The organism is Cellulomonas sp. P5_C5, assembly GCF_054049655.1.
The window spans coordinates 34,888-48,725 of record NZ_JBFULY010000009.1 but is presented as its reverse complement, the minus strand read 5'-3'; the positions used below and the strand labels follow the sequence as shown (position 1 = coordinate 48,725).

The window sequence follows — 13,838 nt, the reverse complement described above, 5'->3', positions numbered from 1 at the left end:
CACACTCCCGGAAGGAACAGTCATGACCACGATCTCGGTCGCCCGTGTGCGACCTGCTGCTCTCGACGACGACCGCCTGCGAGCGCTCGCGGAGTCGTTCCGCATCGACGGTGACGTCGTCCGCACCGAGGAGGCGTTCGCCCTCGTCGGCAAGGAGGCCACCCTCGTGCACGGCGGACCGGGCAACCGGCTCGCCGGCGTCACCACCCTGGTGGACACGGTCCGCGGCGTCGCCGCCGCCGACCCCGAGAAGGACCACCCCGAGCCGCTCCCCGTCGAGAAGGCGCTGGGCATCACCGCCGAGCTCACCGAACGCTTCGGGCTCGGCCCGACGGTCGCCCGGTTCGACGGCGTGCGCCTGGAGTCGAGCATCGACGCGAACGTGGTCCATGCCGTGCGGTTCGACGGCAAGGAGCGGACGCGATTCGCCGTGAAGACGGACGTGCGCAGCCGCGTGACGCTCGACGGCATCCCGGTGACGGGTCCGCGGGCGGGCGTGAACGCCACGTTCCTCGACGACGGCCGGCCGCTGCGTCTGATGGCGACCACCTGGGACGCGGTCGAGCTGCACCACGAGGCGGAGCTCGTCGAGGAGGGCGAGGCGCTGGAGCGCGTGCTCGAGGCGGCGCGCCACCGCAAGGTGCGCCGGGGCACCGACCTCACGGTCGTCTCGTCGGTGCTGGCCTACTGGGCCGCGCCGTACGCGGGCGGTGCCGACCTGCTGGAGCCCAGCTGGTTCATCGAGCTGGCGCACCCGGCCGACGAGTTCGGGAACGACGGCCCGAAGCAGCTGGTCCGGGTCGGCGCGACCCGCTGAAAACGACCGGCCGGCCTGCGCCCGGAGGGGAGCGCAGGCCGGCCGGTGCATGTCACATGTCGCGGTAGCGCACAGCCTTCGCCAGCGCGGCGCGCAGCCCGTCGGCGTCGAACCGCTGCACGTACGCCGCGGTGTCGCGCTGGTAGCGCCAGCCCTCCGCGAGCGGGCCGACGTCGACGGTGTCGAAGCCCAGCTCGTCGATGAGCTCCGCCACCGCGGCGCGGGCCTCGTCCGAGTCACCCGCGACGGCGAGCGCGCGCCGGTCCGGCGTGCCCGCGGGGGCGCCCTGCGTGGTGAGGTCGCCCGACGCGATGTGGTTGAACGCCTTGACCACGTGCGACTCGGGCAGGTGCGTCTGGAGGAGCTCCGAGACGGTGGTCGCCTCGTCGTCCAGGGCGGGGATCTGGCCGTCGCGCTGCGGGTAGTAGTTGTTGGTGTCGATGACGACCTTGCCGGCCAGGGGCTCGACGGGGACGTCCTTCACGTTCTTCGTCGGGATGGTCACGACGACCACGTCGCCCGCCGCGGCGGCCTCCGCGGACGTCGCGGCGCGCGCCCGGTCGCCCAGCTGGTCCACCAGGTCGGTCAGGGTCTCCGGACCGCGGGAGTTGCTGACGACGACGTCGTAGCCCTGGGCGATCGCGAGCTGCGCGAGGGCGCCACCGATGTGGCCGGCGCCGATGAATCCGATAGTGGTCATGGTGGTGGGCAACCTCCGCGTCGCGGCTGGTGTTCCCGCGTAGCCTCGACAGGTGACCCGCTCTGCCCCGCACCCGTGGCACGGCGCCGTCGAGCCCGGCACCCCGACCCTCGTCGTCGGGGTGCTGCCGAACCAGTCGCCGGCGGTCGTGCGTGGTGCCGCGTCGCTGGCACACGCGATGCGCGCGTCGTTGGTCTGCGTCTGGGCGGACCCGGCGCGGAGCTTCGTCACCGAGGAGCCCGACGGCACCCTCGTCACCACCCCGCTGGACCCTGACCACGCCGACAGCCAGGCGGGGGACGGCGTCGCCGAGACGGCGCTGAGCGAGCAGCTCGCGGTGGACCTCGCAGGCGTGGACGTCCCGTGGAGGTTCGTCTACACCGTCGGCGAGGCGTCACGGGCCCTGGCTCGGGTGGCGCGGGAGTCGGGCGCCCTGCTGATCGTCATCGGCAGTCGGCGCCCGGGGATCGGCGGCTGGATGAACCATCTGATCGGCGGCTCCACGGCAGGTCACCTAGCGCACACCCAGACCGTGCCCGTCACCATCGTCCCGCTCTCCGTGGAGGAGCACCCGTGACGCGGTCGCCGCACCCCGACCCGCGCCTGGTCGCGGTCGTCGCGGTCGGCGGTGCCGTGGGCACGGCCGCGCGCTGGTCCCTGACGCAGACGGTCGGCGCCTCGTCGAGCGGATGGCCGACGGCGACGTTCGTCGAGAACCTGCTGGGGTCCTTCCTTCTCGGGGCACTGCTGGAGGTCCTGCTGCGCCGAGGCGAGGAGTCCCGCCGTGGCCGCGTGATCCGACTGGGTGCGGGCACCGGCGTCCTCGGGGGGTTCACGACGTTCAGCAGCCTGGCCATCGAGATGGAGCGGCTGCTCGCGGGTGGTCAGGTGACCCTGGCGCTCGCGTACGGGGTGTCGAGCGTGGTGCTGGGGCTTCTCGCGTGCGTGGCCGGTGTCGCGCTCGCGGCCCGGCACCACCGGTGGCGCCACGAGCGTCTGCCGCTGCCGGACGAGGCGCCGTGACCCTGCTGCTGGTGGCCCTGCTCGGCGGGGTCGGTGCGGCGACGCGGTTCATGGTCGACGGTGCGGTGCGCTCCCGCTGGACGCGGGTCTTCCCGCTCGCCACCCTGGTGGTCAACGTCAGCGGCTCGCTCCTGATCGGCCTGCTGACCGGCGCGCACCTGTACCACGGCCTTGGTCCGCGCATGCTGCTGGTGGCCGCCACGGGCTTCTGCGGCGGGTACACCACGTTCTCGACCGCGATGGTGGAGACCGTGCGGCTGATCCAGGCGGGCGAGGCCCGGCGGGCGACCGCGAATGCGCTGGGGTCCTTGCTGTTGTGCCTCGCCGCAGCGGCACTCGGCGTCGGCGTCATGGCGATTTAACGCACGATCGTACTTTTCGTGATAGTCATGTCCCATGAGCAAAGGTGACGCCACCCGTCAGGCGGTGATCGACCAGGCGGTCGAGATCGCCGGGCGCCTCGGTGTCGCCGGTCTGACCATCGGCACCCTGGCCAGCGCGAGCGGCCTGTCGAAGAGCGGTCTCTACGCCCACTTCCGCTCCAAGGAGGCGCTCCAGCTCGCGGTGCTGGGCAGCGCGCGCGAGCACTTCGTCGACCAGGTGATCCGGCCGGCGCTCGCGGCTCCTCGCGGGGAGCCGCGCGTCCGCACCCTGTTCGAGCGGTGGCTGGTCACGTCGTTCTCGGGCTCGTCAGGCTGCCTGTTCGTCTCGGCGGCGACCGAGTTCGACGACCAGCCGGGGCCGGTCCGGGACCTGGTGGTCAAGGACCACTGGGACCTGCTCGACTCGCTCGCGCAGGTGTACCGCTCCGGGGCCAAGGACGGGGCGTTCCGCGACGACCTGGCACCTGAGCAGTTCGCGCACGACCTGCACGGGCTGATGCTCGCGCACTTCCACGCGTGCAGGCTCCTGCACGACCCGGCCGCCGAGGCCCACACCCGCTACACCTTCGAGCGGCTCCTGCAGTCGCTCCTGCGCTGACCCCATCTGGAGGAACCCGCCATGACCGCAGCATCGACCGAAAAAAGCACGACCGTTCGTACGCAACTGCCGCCGATCCCGCCCGTCGTCCGCTCCGTCGTCGGCGCCCTGGACCGCGTCGCCCCCGAGCTTGTCGCCCGCGGAGCGCTCCGGCTCTGGTGCACCCCCACCCGCACCAAGGACCGCACGACGATCCCCGGCGGTACCGCCTTCCGCACCGGACCGATCAGCGGCCAGACCTGGGGCGACGGCCCGACGGTCTACCTCGTGCACGGCTGGGGCGGGCACCGCGGGCAGCTGCGCTCGCTCGTCGAGCCCCTGGTCGCGGCCGGACTGCGGGTCGTCGCCTACGACGCCCCCGCGCACGGCGACTCCGGACCGGGTGCGCTCGGGGGCCGACGGACGACGCTGCCGGAGATGTCCACCGCGCTCGACACGATGATCGCCGCGCACGGCCCCGCCCGTGCCGTCGTCGGACACTCGATGGGTGCCGCCGCGAGCGCGCTCGCCGTGCTCGACGGCACCCCCACGGAACGCCTCGTCCTGGTCACCCCGCTGGCGGACCCGACCACCTACATCGAGGGCTTCGCGCACACCCTCGGGTTCAGCGAGCGGACCCGGCACCGGTTCGAGATCCGCATGCAGGTCCTCGCGGACCGCCGCCTGGCAGACCTCGACATCCCGCTGCGCGCCGCCAACACGCGACAGCCGCTGCCGGCCACGCTCGTGCTCAGCGACCGCGACGACAAGGAGGCCGACCACGCCGACGGCGCCCGCATCGCCCGCGCCTGGCCCGGGGCCGAGCTGGTGCTGAGCGACGGTCTCGGGCACCGCCGCATCCTTCGCGACGAGGAGACGATCAAGCGGATCGTCGCGCACGTGAGCTAGCTGTCGCAGGAGCAGACGAGGTTGCGTTCCAGCACCTGGTCACCGAGCTCCGGCCTCGCCCACGCCTCGGCGGCCGCGCGGTCTGCGAACGACCTCGGCGCGAGGCGACCGTTCGCCATCATCACGACGGCCTCGATCTGCTCGCGCGGGTCGGTCCAGGGGGTCTCGGTGGTCACCCCCTGCTCAACCACGGCGCGCGGCGAGTTGTTTCGTCCGGCGTGGTCAGCCGTGACCGCGCCGTCGGCGGACGGCCCAGACGACGGCGCCCGCGAGGCCGACGGCGAGCCCGCCCACGACCGAGGCCAGCGGCAGCGTCACCGCCAGGGCCACGCAGCCGACCAGCCCGAGCGCCGCGACCCACCGCGGCGGTCGCCCCTCGTGCGGTGCGAGGCGCAGCGCGGACGCGTTGGTGAGGGCGTAGTAGGTGAGCACGCCGAAGGACGAGAACCCGATCGCCCCGCGCACGTCGAGGGTCGCGACGAGGACGATCACGACGGCCGCGACGGCCAGCTCCGCCCGGTAGGGCACGCCGTGCCGCGGGTCGACGGCGGCGAGGGACGAGGGCAGCTCGCGCCGCCGGGCCATCGCGAGGGTCGTGCGGGACACGCCGAGCACCAGTGCGAGGAGCGCGCCGAGGGACGCGACGGCCGCACCGACCTGCACGACCGGGCTCAGGGACGACCACGACCCGGCCTCGACCACCGCGCGCAGCGGGGCGGCGGTGGCGGCCAGCCCGTCGGCGCCGACCGCGAGGAGGGCGCTGACCCCCACCACGAGGTACACGACGAGGACGATCCCGAGCGCGAGGGGGATCGCTCGCGGGATCGTGCGGCGCGGGTCGACGACCTCCTCGCCCAGGGTCGCGATCCGGGCGTACCCCGCGAACGCGAAGAAGAGCAGGCCCGCGGACTGCAGCACGCCACCGGGGTCGACGCCGGTCAGGTTCGCGGTCGACGCCGTGCCGCCCGTCAGCGCGGCCACCACGACCACCGCGAGCGACACCAGCGTGAGGACGACGATCACAAGGCTCACCCGCGCGGACCGCTGGACGCCGCGGTAGCTGAGCGCGGTGACGGCGACGACAGCGAGCATCCCGACGAGTCGGGTGTGGCCCGGCGCGGCGTAGCCGGCGAACGTGAGTGCCATCGCCGCGCAGCTCGCGGTCTTGCCGACGACGAACGACCACCCGGCCTGGAACCCCCAGAAGGTCCCGAGCCGTTCCCGCGCGTACACGTAGGTGCCGCCCGACTCCGGGTAGAGCGCCGCCAGCCGGGCCGACGAGGTCGCGTTGCAGAACGCGACGACGGCGGCGATGCCCAGACCGATCAGCAGCCCTGTCCCGGCGGCCTGCGCGGCGGGCGCGAACGCCGCGAACACGCCCGCGCCCAGCATCGCGCCGAGCCCGACGACGACCGCGTCGCCGACCCCCAGCCGACGGACGAGAGCGGTCACGCGCCGACGGGCTCCACACCCAGCTCGTGCAGGAGCGTGAGGATCCGCCCGCGGATCTCGTCGCGGATCGGCCGGACCGACGCGATGCCCTGGCCCGCCGGGTCCTCGAGCACCCAGTCCTCGTAGCGCTTGCCGGGGAAGTAGGGGCACACGTCGCCGCAGCCCATGGTCACCACGACGTCGGAGGTCTGGACGGCCTCGGTGGTCAGGACCTTGGGCTGCTCGGCGCGGATGTCGATGCCGACCTCGGCCATGGCGTCGACCGCGACGGGGTTGACCTGGTCCGCGGGCATCGACCCCGCGGAGCGGACCTCGACGGCGCCACCGGACAGCGCGGTGAGGAACCCCGCTGCCATCTGGGAGCGGCCGGCGTTGTGGACGCAGACGAACAGGACGCTGGGCGTGGTCATGATGCTCCGGGTGTGTCGAGGGAGGTGAGCAGGGTGCGGACGCGGGTGTCGATGTCGGCGCGGATGGCCGCGACGCCGTCGGGAGAGGCGAGCGCGGGGTCGCCGACCGCCCAGTCCTCGTAGCGGGTGCCGGGGTAGGCCGGGACGACGTCGCCGCAGCCCATTGTCACGACGACGTCGGCCGCGCGGACGGCGTCGTCGGTGAGCGGCTTGGGGAACCCGTCGGCGCCGAGCGCGTCGAGCTCCGGCCGGACGTGGGTGTGGATCGCGGGGGCCGGCGCCGACCCGGCGGACCGCGCCAGGACGGCGTCGCCCGCGTAGCGCTGGAGCAGGGCGGCAGCCAGCTGGGAGCGGCCGGCGTTGGCGACGCAGACGAACAGCACGCGCGGGACGGTCGGGCCGCCCTCGATCCGCACCAGGTCGTCCAGGCGCTGACGCGCGAACCGCTCGGTCAGGTCGACCAGGCGCGCGCCGACGCCGGACGTGCGGGCGAGCGCTGTCGCGGAGTCGCGGACCACGTCGCGGACGCGGGCGGGGTCGATCGTCGGGTACCGCGGTGCCAGGCCGGCGGCGACGCGGTCGAGGTGGCCGTCGAGGTCCGCGACCGCCTCGGTCGGCCGAGCGTCGACGGTGGCGAAGGCCCCCAGAACCGCGCGCACGGCCTCGCGGTGCTCGGCTGCGAGCCGGTACCAGACCCAGGTGCCACGGCGCTCGGCGCTGACCAGCCCCGCGTCCTTGAGGACCTTGAGGTGGTGCGAGACCGTCGGCTGCGACACAGCCGTGAGCGCACTCACGTCCTCGACGCAGACCTCGCCCCGCGGGCTGGCGGCGATGAGGGAGAGCGCGCGCAGGCGCAGGGGGTCGGCCAGGGCCCTGAGCGCCCGGGCGACCTGCTCGGCCGCGGGGGCGCTCATCGCGGTCGAGGCGGTAGGCACGTGCCTATATTGAAGAACTTCGATACAGAGGTCAAGCCCTGACTCAGGCCTCGGCGGGCGCGTCCTGCTCGTCGGTGTGCGCGACGTGCCGCAGCTGGTGCCAGATGAGCACCACGAAGATCGCCGACCCGACGAACGCGAACCAGAACGGAGCCGTCACGCCGTAGCGCTGCGCGAGCACCCCACCGATTCCCGCGCCGACCACCAGCCCGCCGAACACGCCCACCAGGTTCACGCTCCCGACCCGCCCCTGCAGCTGCGTCGGCACCGCCCGCTGCCGGATCGTCACCGACGTCGTCCCCCACACGAACGCGTGCGCACCGAACACGAAGAACACGACCAGCGCGAACCACGCGGTCGTCGTCAGCGCGAGGGCCAGGTGCGTGAGGGTCTCGATGATCAGGCCGATCCGCATGAGGTTCGCCAGGCTGACCCGCTGCGTGATCCAGCCGTAGGTGACCGTGCCGACGAGCCCACCGAGGGCACCGACCGTCGTGATGAGCCCGAACCCGATCGCCCCCAGCCCCAGCTGCTCCCGCGCGTACAGGACCAGCACCGACCAGGCGGCCCCGAACGTCACGTTGAAGATGAGGATCGTCAGCACCAGCGTCCGCACCGCCGCGTGGTGCCGCACCCACCGGACGCCCTCGGCGATGTCGTGGCGGATGTGCGTCACGTGCTTCTCGGCACGGTGCGGCGGCAGGACCACGCGCGAGATCAGGACCGCGCCCGCGGCCACGAGCACCGCCTCGGCCGCGAACGGCCACGCCTGCCCGACGGCGAACAGGAACGCCCCCAGCGGCGGGCCGACGAGCTGGTTGACGGTGACGAACCCGGCCATGATCCGGCTGTTCGCCAGGGCCAGGTCGTCGCGCTGCACCAGCATCGGCACCAGCGTGCTCGACGCGTTGTCCGCGAACGTCTCTGCCGTGCCCAGCAGGAACATGGCCACGAGCACGAGCCAGATGGCCGCGACGTCCACCGCGACCGCCGTCGCCAGCAGCAGCAGGACCAGGGTCCGCAGCGAGTCGACGAGGATGACCAGGCGCCGGCGGTCCAGCCGGTCCGTCACCGCCCCGGCCCACAGCCCGAACAGCAGCGGCGGCAGCCACTGCAGCAGCGCCGCCAGCGCGACGAGGAACGCGTCGTCCGTCCGCGACGCCACCAGCAGCGGGCCGGCCGCGAGGACGATCCCGTCGCCGAGGTTCGAGCTCCACGACGAGGCCAGCAGCCACCGGAACCCGGTGCCCAGCCGGCGTGGGACGACGGTGTCGAGGAACCGGCTCACGAGGGCGAGACGGTACGCCGCCGGCTGGTGCGGATCACACTCGATTCTCTGCCGCGTCGCGGTACCAGTCGACGAACGCCTCGCCCGGGGTCCCGGTGCGCCGACGGAACGCCGACCGCGGCAGGCTCGTCGGCCGCAGGTTCAGCCAGCTGGCCTTCGGCAGACCGGGGACGCCGTACGGCACCACGACGTGGTCGCGACGGCCGCTCTTGTTCTGCGACGTGAACCGCGCCACCTCGCACGAGCGGCCCGTGGCCGACAGCACCAGCACCGGCCGGTCCTTGCTCCCGGGGCGGTCCTCGAACGGCACCTCGGCGAACCAGACCTCGCCCGCCCGGGGCCGGGGGCCACGCGGGCGGAGCAGCCACGCGAGCCCGACGAGCACGAGGGCCAGGAAGGCGACGGCGACCCACGGCTGGTCGGCGAGCACGGTCATCCGTGGAGCGTAGGTGCTCAGAGCGAGGAGAAGCCGCCGTCCGACGCGATCGTCTGGCCGGTCACCCAGTCGGCCTCGTCGCTGAGCAGCCAGGCGATCAGCCGCGCCGTGTCGGCCGGCGTGCTCCACCGGCCCCCCGGGCTGTGCGCGCTGAGCGCGGCACGCGCCGCGTCGTCGGCGTAGCCCGTGTCGTTGGGGCCGGGGTTCACGCAGTTGACCGTGATGCCGCGGGGCATCAGGTGCACCGCGAGGCTCGCCGTGAGCTCGTGCAGGGCGGCCTTCGAGGCGATGTAGGGCAGCTCGTCGGGCATCGCGCCGCGGTACTGGCCGGACGTGAAGACGACGACGCGACCGCCCGGTGCGTCGTCGTGCCGTGCCGCGAACGCCTGCACGAGCAGCAGCGTGGCCCGGGTGTTCACCGCGTAGGACAGGTCGATCTCCGCCGCCGTGAGCTGCTCCAGGTTCTGCCCGGAGCTGCGCGCGTGGTTGGCCACGACGGCGTCGAGCCGGCCGAACGCCGTGTGGGCGGCGTCGACGAGCGCGTGCGGCGCCGCCGGGTCGGCGAGGTCCATCGACACGTGCTCGGCGGTGCCGCCGGCCGCGCGCAGCTCGTCGACCAGCGCCTCGACCCCGCCCTCGTCGGCACCCCACGGCTGCTCGGCGTCGTGCGGCGACCAGGAGTGCAGCAGCACCGTGGCGCCGTCGGCGACCAGACGGCGGGCCACCCCGGCGCCGATCGCGATCCGCCGGCTGGCGCCGGTGACCAGGACGACGCGTCCGTCGAGAGCGGGCATGGCAGACCTCCGGTGGCCGCGACGACGCAGGAGGCCGACGTCGCGGGACCGTCGGCCGCCCGACCGGCCGGGAACGTCGCTCGGGCGGCGTCACCCTGCCAGGTGGCGGGCGAGCCGGCCAACGCTATTCGGCGGAACCCGGCGGAACCCGGCGGAACCCGGCAGAGCGTCGCGGCGTTGGACCAGGAACCGACACGAGAGGTGAGACGCATGGGATTCCTCGACCGGCTCCTGGGTCGCGACGAGCAGCCGAGCGATCGGGCTGCCGCGCCGTACGGCAGCCGTCCGCCGACCTCCGACGAGGCCGCGATCGACCGCTACCGCTACCTGCTGCGCACCGCCCCGCCCGACGCGATCGAGCAGGCGCACGCCGAGGCCTTCGCGCAGCTCACGCCCGAGCAGCGTCGGCAGGTCCTCGACGGGCTCTCCCAGGACGTGCCCGAGGCCGAGCGTGCCCCGTCGGACGACCCGCGCGCGCTCGCCCGCATGGCCACCCGTGCCGAGCTGCGTGCACCCGGCACCCTGGAGAACCGCTTCGGCGGAGGTGGCGTCGGCATGGGCGGGATCATCGCCGGCAGCCTGCTGGCCAGCGTGGCCGGCGCGTTCGTCGGGACCGCCATCGCGGACAGCTTCTTCGACCTGTCCGACGGCGGCAGCCCGGACCCCGCGGCCGACGGCGGCGGCGACGTCGCGGCCGACTCCGGTGGGGACGCCGGGTTCGACGGAGGCTTTGACGGCGGGTTCGACGGCGGCTTCGGGGGCGACTTCGGCGGCGGCGACTTCTGACCGGCGCAGGACGCGGGGTCGGCCTGCGTGAGCGGAGGTCACGGCAGCGCCGCCGCCGGTCACCCCGTCCGGGACGGGGCCGCTCCGACGATCGGGATCAGCTCGATCGTCGGCGTCGGGTCGGCGGACAGGCGGGCGTGCGTCTCGACGTCGTACCGGTCGCTGCCATAGCGCAGCTTGGCCCGCTCGATGCCCTCGGCGGCGAACCCCGCGGTGGTGGCAACCCGGCACGACGCCGGGTTGTTCACGCGGTGGCCGAGCTCGAGCCGGAACAGGCCGAGGGTGTCGAACGCGTGGGCGGCGATCGTCGCGAGCGCGCGGGACGCGAGCTTGTGGCGGCGCCTGCTCGCGGTCACCCAGTACGACGCCCAGGCGGAGTCGTTCCGGTGCTCGATGTGGCTGAGCGCGACGTGGCCGACCGCGACGCCGTCGACGCGGATCGCGAACGCGACGGTGCCCTCGTCGTCGGTCAGGTACTGCTCGATGTAGTCCCGCGCGGCCGACGGTGACTCGACAGCTTCGCCGAGCTGGACTCCGAGCTCAGGGCTCTCCGCCACGGCGGCGGCGAGCGCGTCGGCGTCGGCGGTCGACCACGGGCTGAGAGTGACCTTCACGTGAGGGATGGTGGCACGAGCCCGTCAGCCGGTCGGACCGAAGCGCCCCGACACCGCGCGCCAGCCCTCGGGCGGGTCCTCGCCGACGCGCCCGTCGACCGCCTCGCGCAGCAGGTCCGCGTGCCCGGTGTGCCGCCCGTACTCCTCGACGAGGTCGAACAGCAGCCGCCGCAGGTTCGCGTGGGTGCCGTCCGGGTGGGCGAGGTCGACCTGCTGGTCGAGGCCGCCGCGGGTCAGCGCCGCCCCGAGCCGGTCCCGGGACCTGCGGACGGCGTCGTCCCAGTACGCGTAGAGCTGCTCCGGGCTGTCGTCGGCGGCCGTGCTGAACAGCCAGTCGTTGCCGCCGCGCCACTCGGTGGACTCCCACGGCTCGCCGATGCGGCTGCCGGTCAGCCGGACCGTGAACTGGAGGTCCTCCACGGCAGCCAGGTGCTTGAGCAGGCCCCCGAGGGTCAGGTCGGACGGCGGGATGCGGGTGCTCAGCCCGGCGGCGTCGAGGTCGTCGACCTTCCAACGGAACGTGGTGCGCAGGCGGTCGAGGGCGCCGACCAGGTGCTCGAGCTCCGTACCCGCGATGGGGGGCTCCCACCAGTAGTCGTCCACGTCTGCACCCTAGGACCGCGGGCCCAGGAGAGCGTCGAACGGCGCCGTCGGCACGACGCCCTGGACGGCGCGTGCGAGGTCGTCGTCGAGCGTCACCAGGTAGTCCGCCTGCAGCCGCGTGAGCGCGACGTACTCGGCGGCGTACGTCGACTCCCAGCCGAGCTCGTCGGCGATGGTCCACGCGACCTTGCGCAGGACGCCGTCGCCCAGCAGCCGGATCTTCATCCGGTTCAGCCGCGCCAGCCGTTCGCGCGCGTCGGCGGCGGTGAGCTCCTGGCGGTGGACGGCCTCGTGCATCGCGGACAGCGCCTGGGAGCGCAGGAGCGTCGGTGCCAGGAGCTCGTGGGCGTCGGGCAGCGGAGAGCCGGTCGCGGCGAGCCGGAGCGCGGCGCCCGCGTCGACGACGAACTTGGTCATCCCGGCATCGTCGCACCGAGGTCCGACACGCCCGTGGGCGGAGGTCCGCTCGATCCTGCGGACCTCTCGTGTTCTCATCGACGCATGACCAGCACCGTCGTGATGAGAACGCTCAGCTGGCTCCATCGCGCGGGCGTGAAGATGAGCGGCGGGCGGTTCGGCGGGACGCTCGTCGGCCTGCCGTCCCTGGAGCTGGTGACCGTCGGGCGCCGGTCCGGCAAGCCGCGGTCGTCGATGCTCACCGCCCCGCTCACGCTCGGGCGGACGCTCGTGGTCGTCGCGTCCGCCGGGGGCAACGACGAGCACCCGTCCTGGTTCCTCAACCTCCGCGACCACCCGGCGGTGCGCGTCTCGGTGGCCGGCGGGCCGACGGTCGACATGGTGGCGCGGGTGGCGACGGCCGACGAACGGCGGGAACTCTGGCCGCGGATCGTCGAGGCGCTGCCCAACTACGCGCAGTACCAGGAGCGGACGTCGCGCGTGATCCCCGTCGTGCTCCTCGACCCCGTCTGAGCGTCGGAGCCCCCGGCTAGGGTCGCGCCATGATCCGGACTCTGGCCGTCGAGGGGTACCGCAGCCTGCGCTCCCTGACCCTCGGACTCGGCAACCTCACGGTCGTCGCGGGGGCGAACGGGAGCGGAAAGACGAGCGTCTACCGCGCGCTGCGCCTGCTCGCCGAGGTCGCGCGGGACGGCGCCGTGTCGTCGCTCGCGCGCGAGGGCGGGATGCGCTCCGCGATGCACGCCGGGCGCCGGACCGACGGGCCCGCCGCGGTCCGGCTGGGGGTCGCGACGGAGGACCTGTCCTACGCGATCGACCTGGGGCTGCCGCAGATGGGCCCGTTCAAGCTCGACCCGGAGATCAAGTCCGAGGTCGTGTGGGCCGGTCCGGTGCTGCGCCCGTCGACCGTCCTGACGGAGCGCACCGGGTCCCGCGTCCGCACGCGCGACGACAGCGGCGGGTGGACGACCGTGCCCCTCACGGTGAACGCGCACGAGTCGGTGATGGCGCTCCTGGCGGACCCGGACGCCACTCCCGACCTGTTCGCCCTGCGGGAGCAGGCTCGCCGCTGGCGGTTCTACGACCACCTGCGCACCGACGCGGACAGCCCGGCGCGGCGCCCGGGCGTCGCGACGTACACCCCGGTCCTGTCCCCGTCCGGCGACGACCTCGCTGCGGCGCTGATGACGATCGAGCTCATGGGCGACGCGGACGCGCTGCAGGCGTCGGTCGACGTCGCCTTCCCCGGCTCGCGCGTGCTGATCAGCGAGGACGACGACGGTGGCTGCCGGGTCGCGATGACGCAGCCCGGCCTGCGCCGCCCTCTGTCGGCGGCCGAGCTGTCCGACGGCACGCTCACGTTCCTGCTGCTCGTCGCCGCGGCCCACGCGACCCGCCCGCCGGACCTCCTGGTCCTCAACGAGCCGGAGTCGAGCCTGCACCCGAGCCTCATGCCCGCGGTCGGCGCCCTCGTCGCGTCCGCCGCCGAACGGTCGCAGGTGCTCGTCGTGACCCACGCCGGCGACCTCGTCCGCGCGCTGCGTCACGCCGACGCCACGACGATCGAGCTCACCAAGGGAGCAGGCGCGACCTCGGTGGAGGGTGCCGGCGTGCTCGACGGGCCTGCCTGGACGTGGCCGAAGCGCTGATCGCACCGAACGGCCGGACCGCCGGGCGTGAGTGTGGATCGCGCT

At 73.9% G+C, this 13,838-nt stretch carries 20 protein-coding genes; 9 read left to right on the top strand and 11 right to left on the bottom strand.

Annotated elements, in window-relative coordinates; genetic code table 11:
* The first annotated feature begins 22 nt into the window (after window positions 1-22).
* The gene (locus ACXJKF_RS10525) at window positions 23-817 is read left to right on the top strand and encodes a hypothetical protein (protein WP_456787662.1); all 795 of its coding nucleotides are present in this window, start codon (window positions 23-25) and stop codon (window positions 815-817) included.
* 52 nt (window positions 818-869) lie between these two features.
* Here ACXJKF_RS10525 and ACXJKF_RS10520 read toward each other — a convergent pair whose 3' ends face one another.
* The gene (locus ACXJKF_RS10520; RefSeq protein ID WP_456787661.1) at window positions 870-1,517 is read right to left on the bottom strand and encodes an NADPH-dependent F420 reductase; all 648 of its coding nucleotides are present in this window, start codon (window positions 1,515-1,517) and stop codon (window positions 870-872) included.
* A gap of 52 nt (window positions 1,518-1,569) precedes the next feature.
* Between ACXJKF_RS10520 and ACXJKF_RS10515 the strand changes: the two genes are divergently transcribed.
* The 5 genes from ACXJKF_RS10515 to ACXJKF_RS10495 are packed head-to-tail and all read left to right on the top strand — an operon-like array spanning window position 1,570 to window position 4,409.
* A complete protein-coding gene (locus tag ACXJKF_RS10515; RefSeq protein ID WP_456787660.1) occupies window positions 1,570-2,094 on the top strand; it encodes a universal stress protein in 525 nt (174 codons plus the stop codon).
* Window positions 2,091-2,540 carry a fluoride efflux transporter FluC gene (locus ACXJKF_RS10510; protein ID WP_456787659.1) on the top strand — a complete coding sequence of 150 codons (450 nt, stop codon included), beginning with the start codon at window positions 2,091-2,093 and terminating at the stop codon, window positions 2,538-2,540. The genes ACXJKF_RS10515 and ACXJKF_RS10510 overlap by 4 nt, the downstream gene beginning before the upstream one ends.
* Complete coding sequence (gene crcB / locus ACXJKF_RS10505) at window positions 2,537-2,902, top strand: fluoride efflux transporter CrcB (RefSeq protein WP_456787658.1); 366 nt, start codon at window positions 2,537-2,539, stop codon at window positions 2,900-2,902. Before ACXJKF_RS10510 ends, crcB begins: the two co-directional genes overlap by 4 nt.
* Before the next feature lie 34 nt (window positions 2,903-2,936).
* Window positions 2,937-3,521 carry a TetR/AcrR family transcriptional regulator gene (locus ACXJKF_RS10500; protein WP_456787657.1) on the top strand — a complete coding sequence of 195 codons (585 nt, stop codon included), beginning with the start codon at window positions 2,937-2,939 and terminating at the stop codon, window positions 3,519-3,521.
* Between the two features lie 21 nt (window positions 3,522-3,542).
* Window positions 3,543-4,409 (top strand): alpha/beta fold hydrolase, encoded by an 867-nt coding sequence (locus ACXJKF_RS10495; protein WP_456787656.1) that lies wholly within the window; start codon window positions 3,543-3,545, stop codon window positions 4,407-4,409.
* Here ACXJKF_RS10495 and ACXJKF_RS10490 read toward each other — a convergent pair.
* The 7 genes from ACXJKF_RS10490 to ACXJKF_RS10460 form a co-directional block, all read right to left on the bottom strand.
* Complete coding sequence (locus ACXJKF_RS10490) at window positions 4,406-4,585, bottom strand: hypothetical protein (RefSeq protein WP_456787655.1); 180 nt, start codon at window positions 4,583-4,585, stop codon at window positions 4,406-4,408. The genes ACXJKF_RS10495 and ACXJKF_RS10490 overlap by 4 nt on opposite strands.
* Before the next feature lie 46 nt (window positions 4,586-4,631).
* Complete coding sequence (locus ACXJKF_RS10485; RefSeq protein WP_456787654.1) at window positions 4,632-5,861, bottom strand: APC family permease; 1,230 nt, start codon at window positions 5,859-5,861, stop codon at window positions 4,632-4,634.
* Entirely contained in the window at window positions 5,858-6,271 is a 414-nt protein-coding gene (locus ACXJKF_RS10480) for an arsenate reductase ArsC (RefSeq protein ID WP_456787653.1), read from the bottom strand. Before ACXJKF_RS10480 ends, ACXJKF_RS10485 begins: the two co-directional genes overlap by 4 nt.
* On the bottom strand, window positions 6,268-7,185 hold the full coding sequence (locus ACXJKF_RS10475; protein WP_456787736.1) for a metalloregulator ArsR/SmtB family transcription factor: 918 nt from the start codon (window positions 7,183-7,185) through the stop codon (window positions 6,268-6,270). Before ACXJKF_RS10475 ends, ACXJKF_RS10480 begins: the two co-directional genes overlap by 4 nt.
* A 64-nt stretch (window positions 7,186-7,249) precedes the next feature.
* Complete coding sequence (locus ACXJKF_RS10470) at window positions 7,250-8,494, bottom strand: MFS transporter (protein WP_456787652.1); 1,245 nt, start codon at window positions 8,492-8,494, stop codon at window positions 7,250-7,252.
* A gap of 34 nt (window positions 8,495-8,528) precedes the next feature.
* Window positions 8,529-8,930: a type II toxin-antitoxin system PemK/MazF family toxin gene (locus tag ACXJKF_RS10465; RefSeq protein ID WP_456787651.1), complete on the bottom strand. Its 402-nt coding sequence runs from the start codon at window positions 8,928-8,930 to the stop codon at window positions 8,529-8,531.
* A gap of 17 nt (window positions 8,931-8,947) precedes the next feature.
* Window positions 8,948-9,724: an SDR family oxidoreductase gene (locus ACXJKF_RS10460; RefSeq protein ID WP_456787650.1), complete on the bottom strand. Its 777-nt coding sequence runs from the start codon at window positions 9,722-9,724 to the stop codon at window positions 8,948-8,950.
* 210 nt (window positions 9,725-9,934) lie between these two features.
* Between ACXJKF_RS10460 and ACXJKF_RS10455 the strand changes: the two genes are divergently transcribed.
* Entirely contained in the window at window positions 9,935-10,510 is a 576-nt protein-coding gene (locus ACXJKF_RS10455; protein WP_456787649.1) for a hypothetical protein, read from the top strand.
* 59 nt (window positions 10,511-10,569) lie between these two features.
* Here ACXJKF_RS10455 and ACXJKF_RS10450 read toward each other — a convergent pair whose 3' ends face one another.
* The 3 genes from ACXJKF_RS10450 to ACXJKF_RS10440 are packed head-to-tail and all read right to left on the bottom strand — an operon-like array spanning window position 10,570 to window position 12,144.
* On the bottom strand, window positions 10,570-11,124 hold the full coding sequence (locus ACXJKF_RS10450; protein WP_456787648.1) for a GNAT family N-acetyltransferase: 555 nt from the start codon (window positions 11,122-11,124) through the stop codon (window positions 10,570-10,572).
* 24 nt (window positions 11,125-11,148) lie between these two features.
* A complete protein-coding gene (locus ACXJKF_RS10445; RefSeq protein WP_456787647.1) occupies window positions 11,149-11,727 on the bottom strand; it encodes a mycothiol transferase in 579 nt (192 codons plus the stop codon).
* Window positions 11,728-11,736: 9 nt separating this feature from the next.
* Window positions 11,737-12,144: a type II toxin-antitoxin system VapC family toxin gene (locus ACXJKF_RS10440; RefSeq protein ID WP_456787646.1), complete on the bottom strand. Its 408-nt coding sequence runs from the start codon at window positions 12,142-12,144 to the stop codon at window positions 11,737-11,739.
* An 84-nt stretch (window positions 12,145-12,228) separates the two neighbouring features.
* On the opposite strand from ACXJKF_RS10440, the gene ACXJKF_RS10435 reads away from it, so the two are divergent.
* Window positions 12,229-12,657 carry a nitroreductase/quinone reductase family protein gene (locus ACXJKF_RS10435; protein WP_456787645.1) on the top strand — a complete coding sequence of 143 codons (429 nt, stop codon included), beginning with the start codon at window positions 12,229-12,231 and terminating at the stop codon, window positions 12,655-12,657.
* A gap of 29 nt (window positions 12,658-12,686) precedes the next feature.
* Window positions 12,687-13,793, top strand: a complete 1,107-nt coding sequence (locus ACXJKF_RS10430; RefSeq protein ID WP_456787644.1) for an AAA family ATPase — start codon at window positions 12,687-12,689, stop codon at window positions 13,791-13,793.
* Window positions 13,794-13,838: the final 45 nt, after the last annotated feature.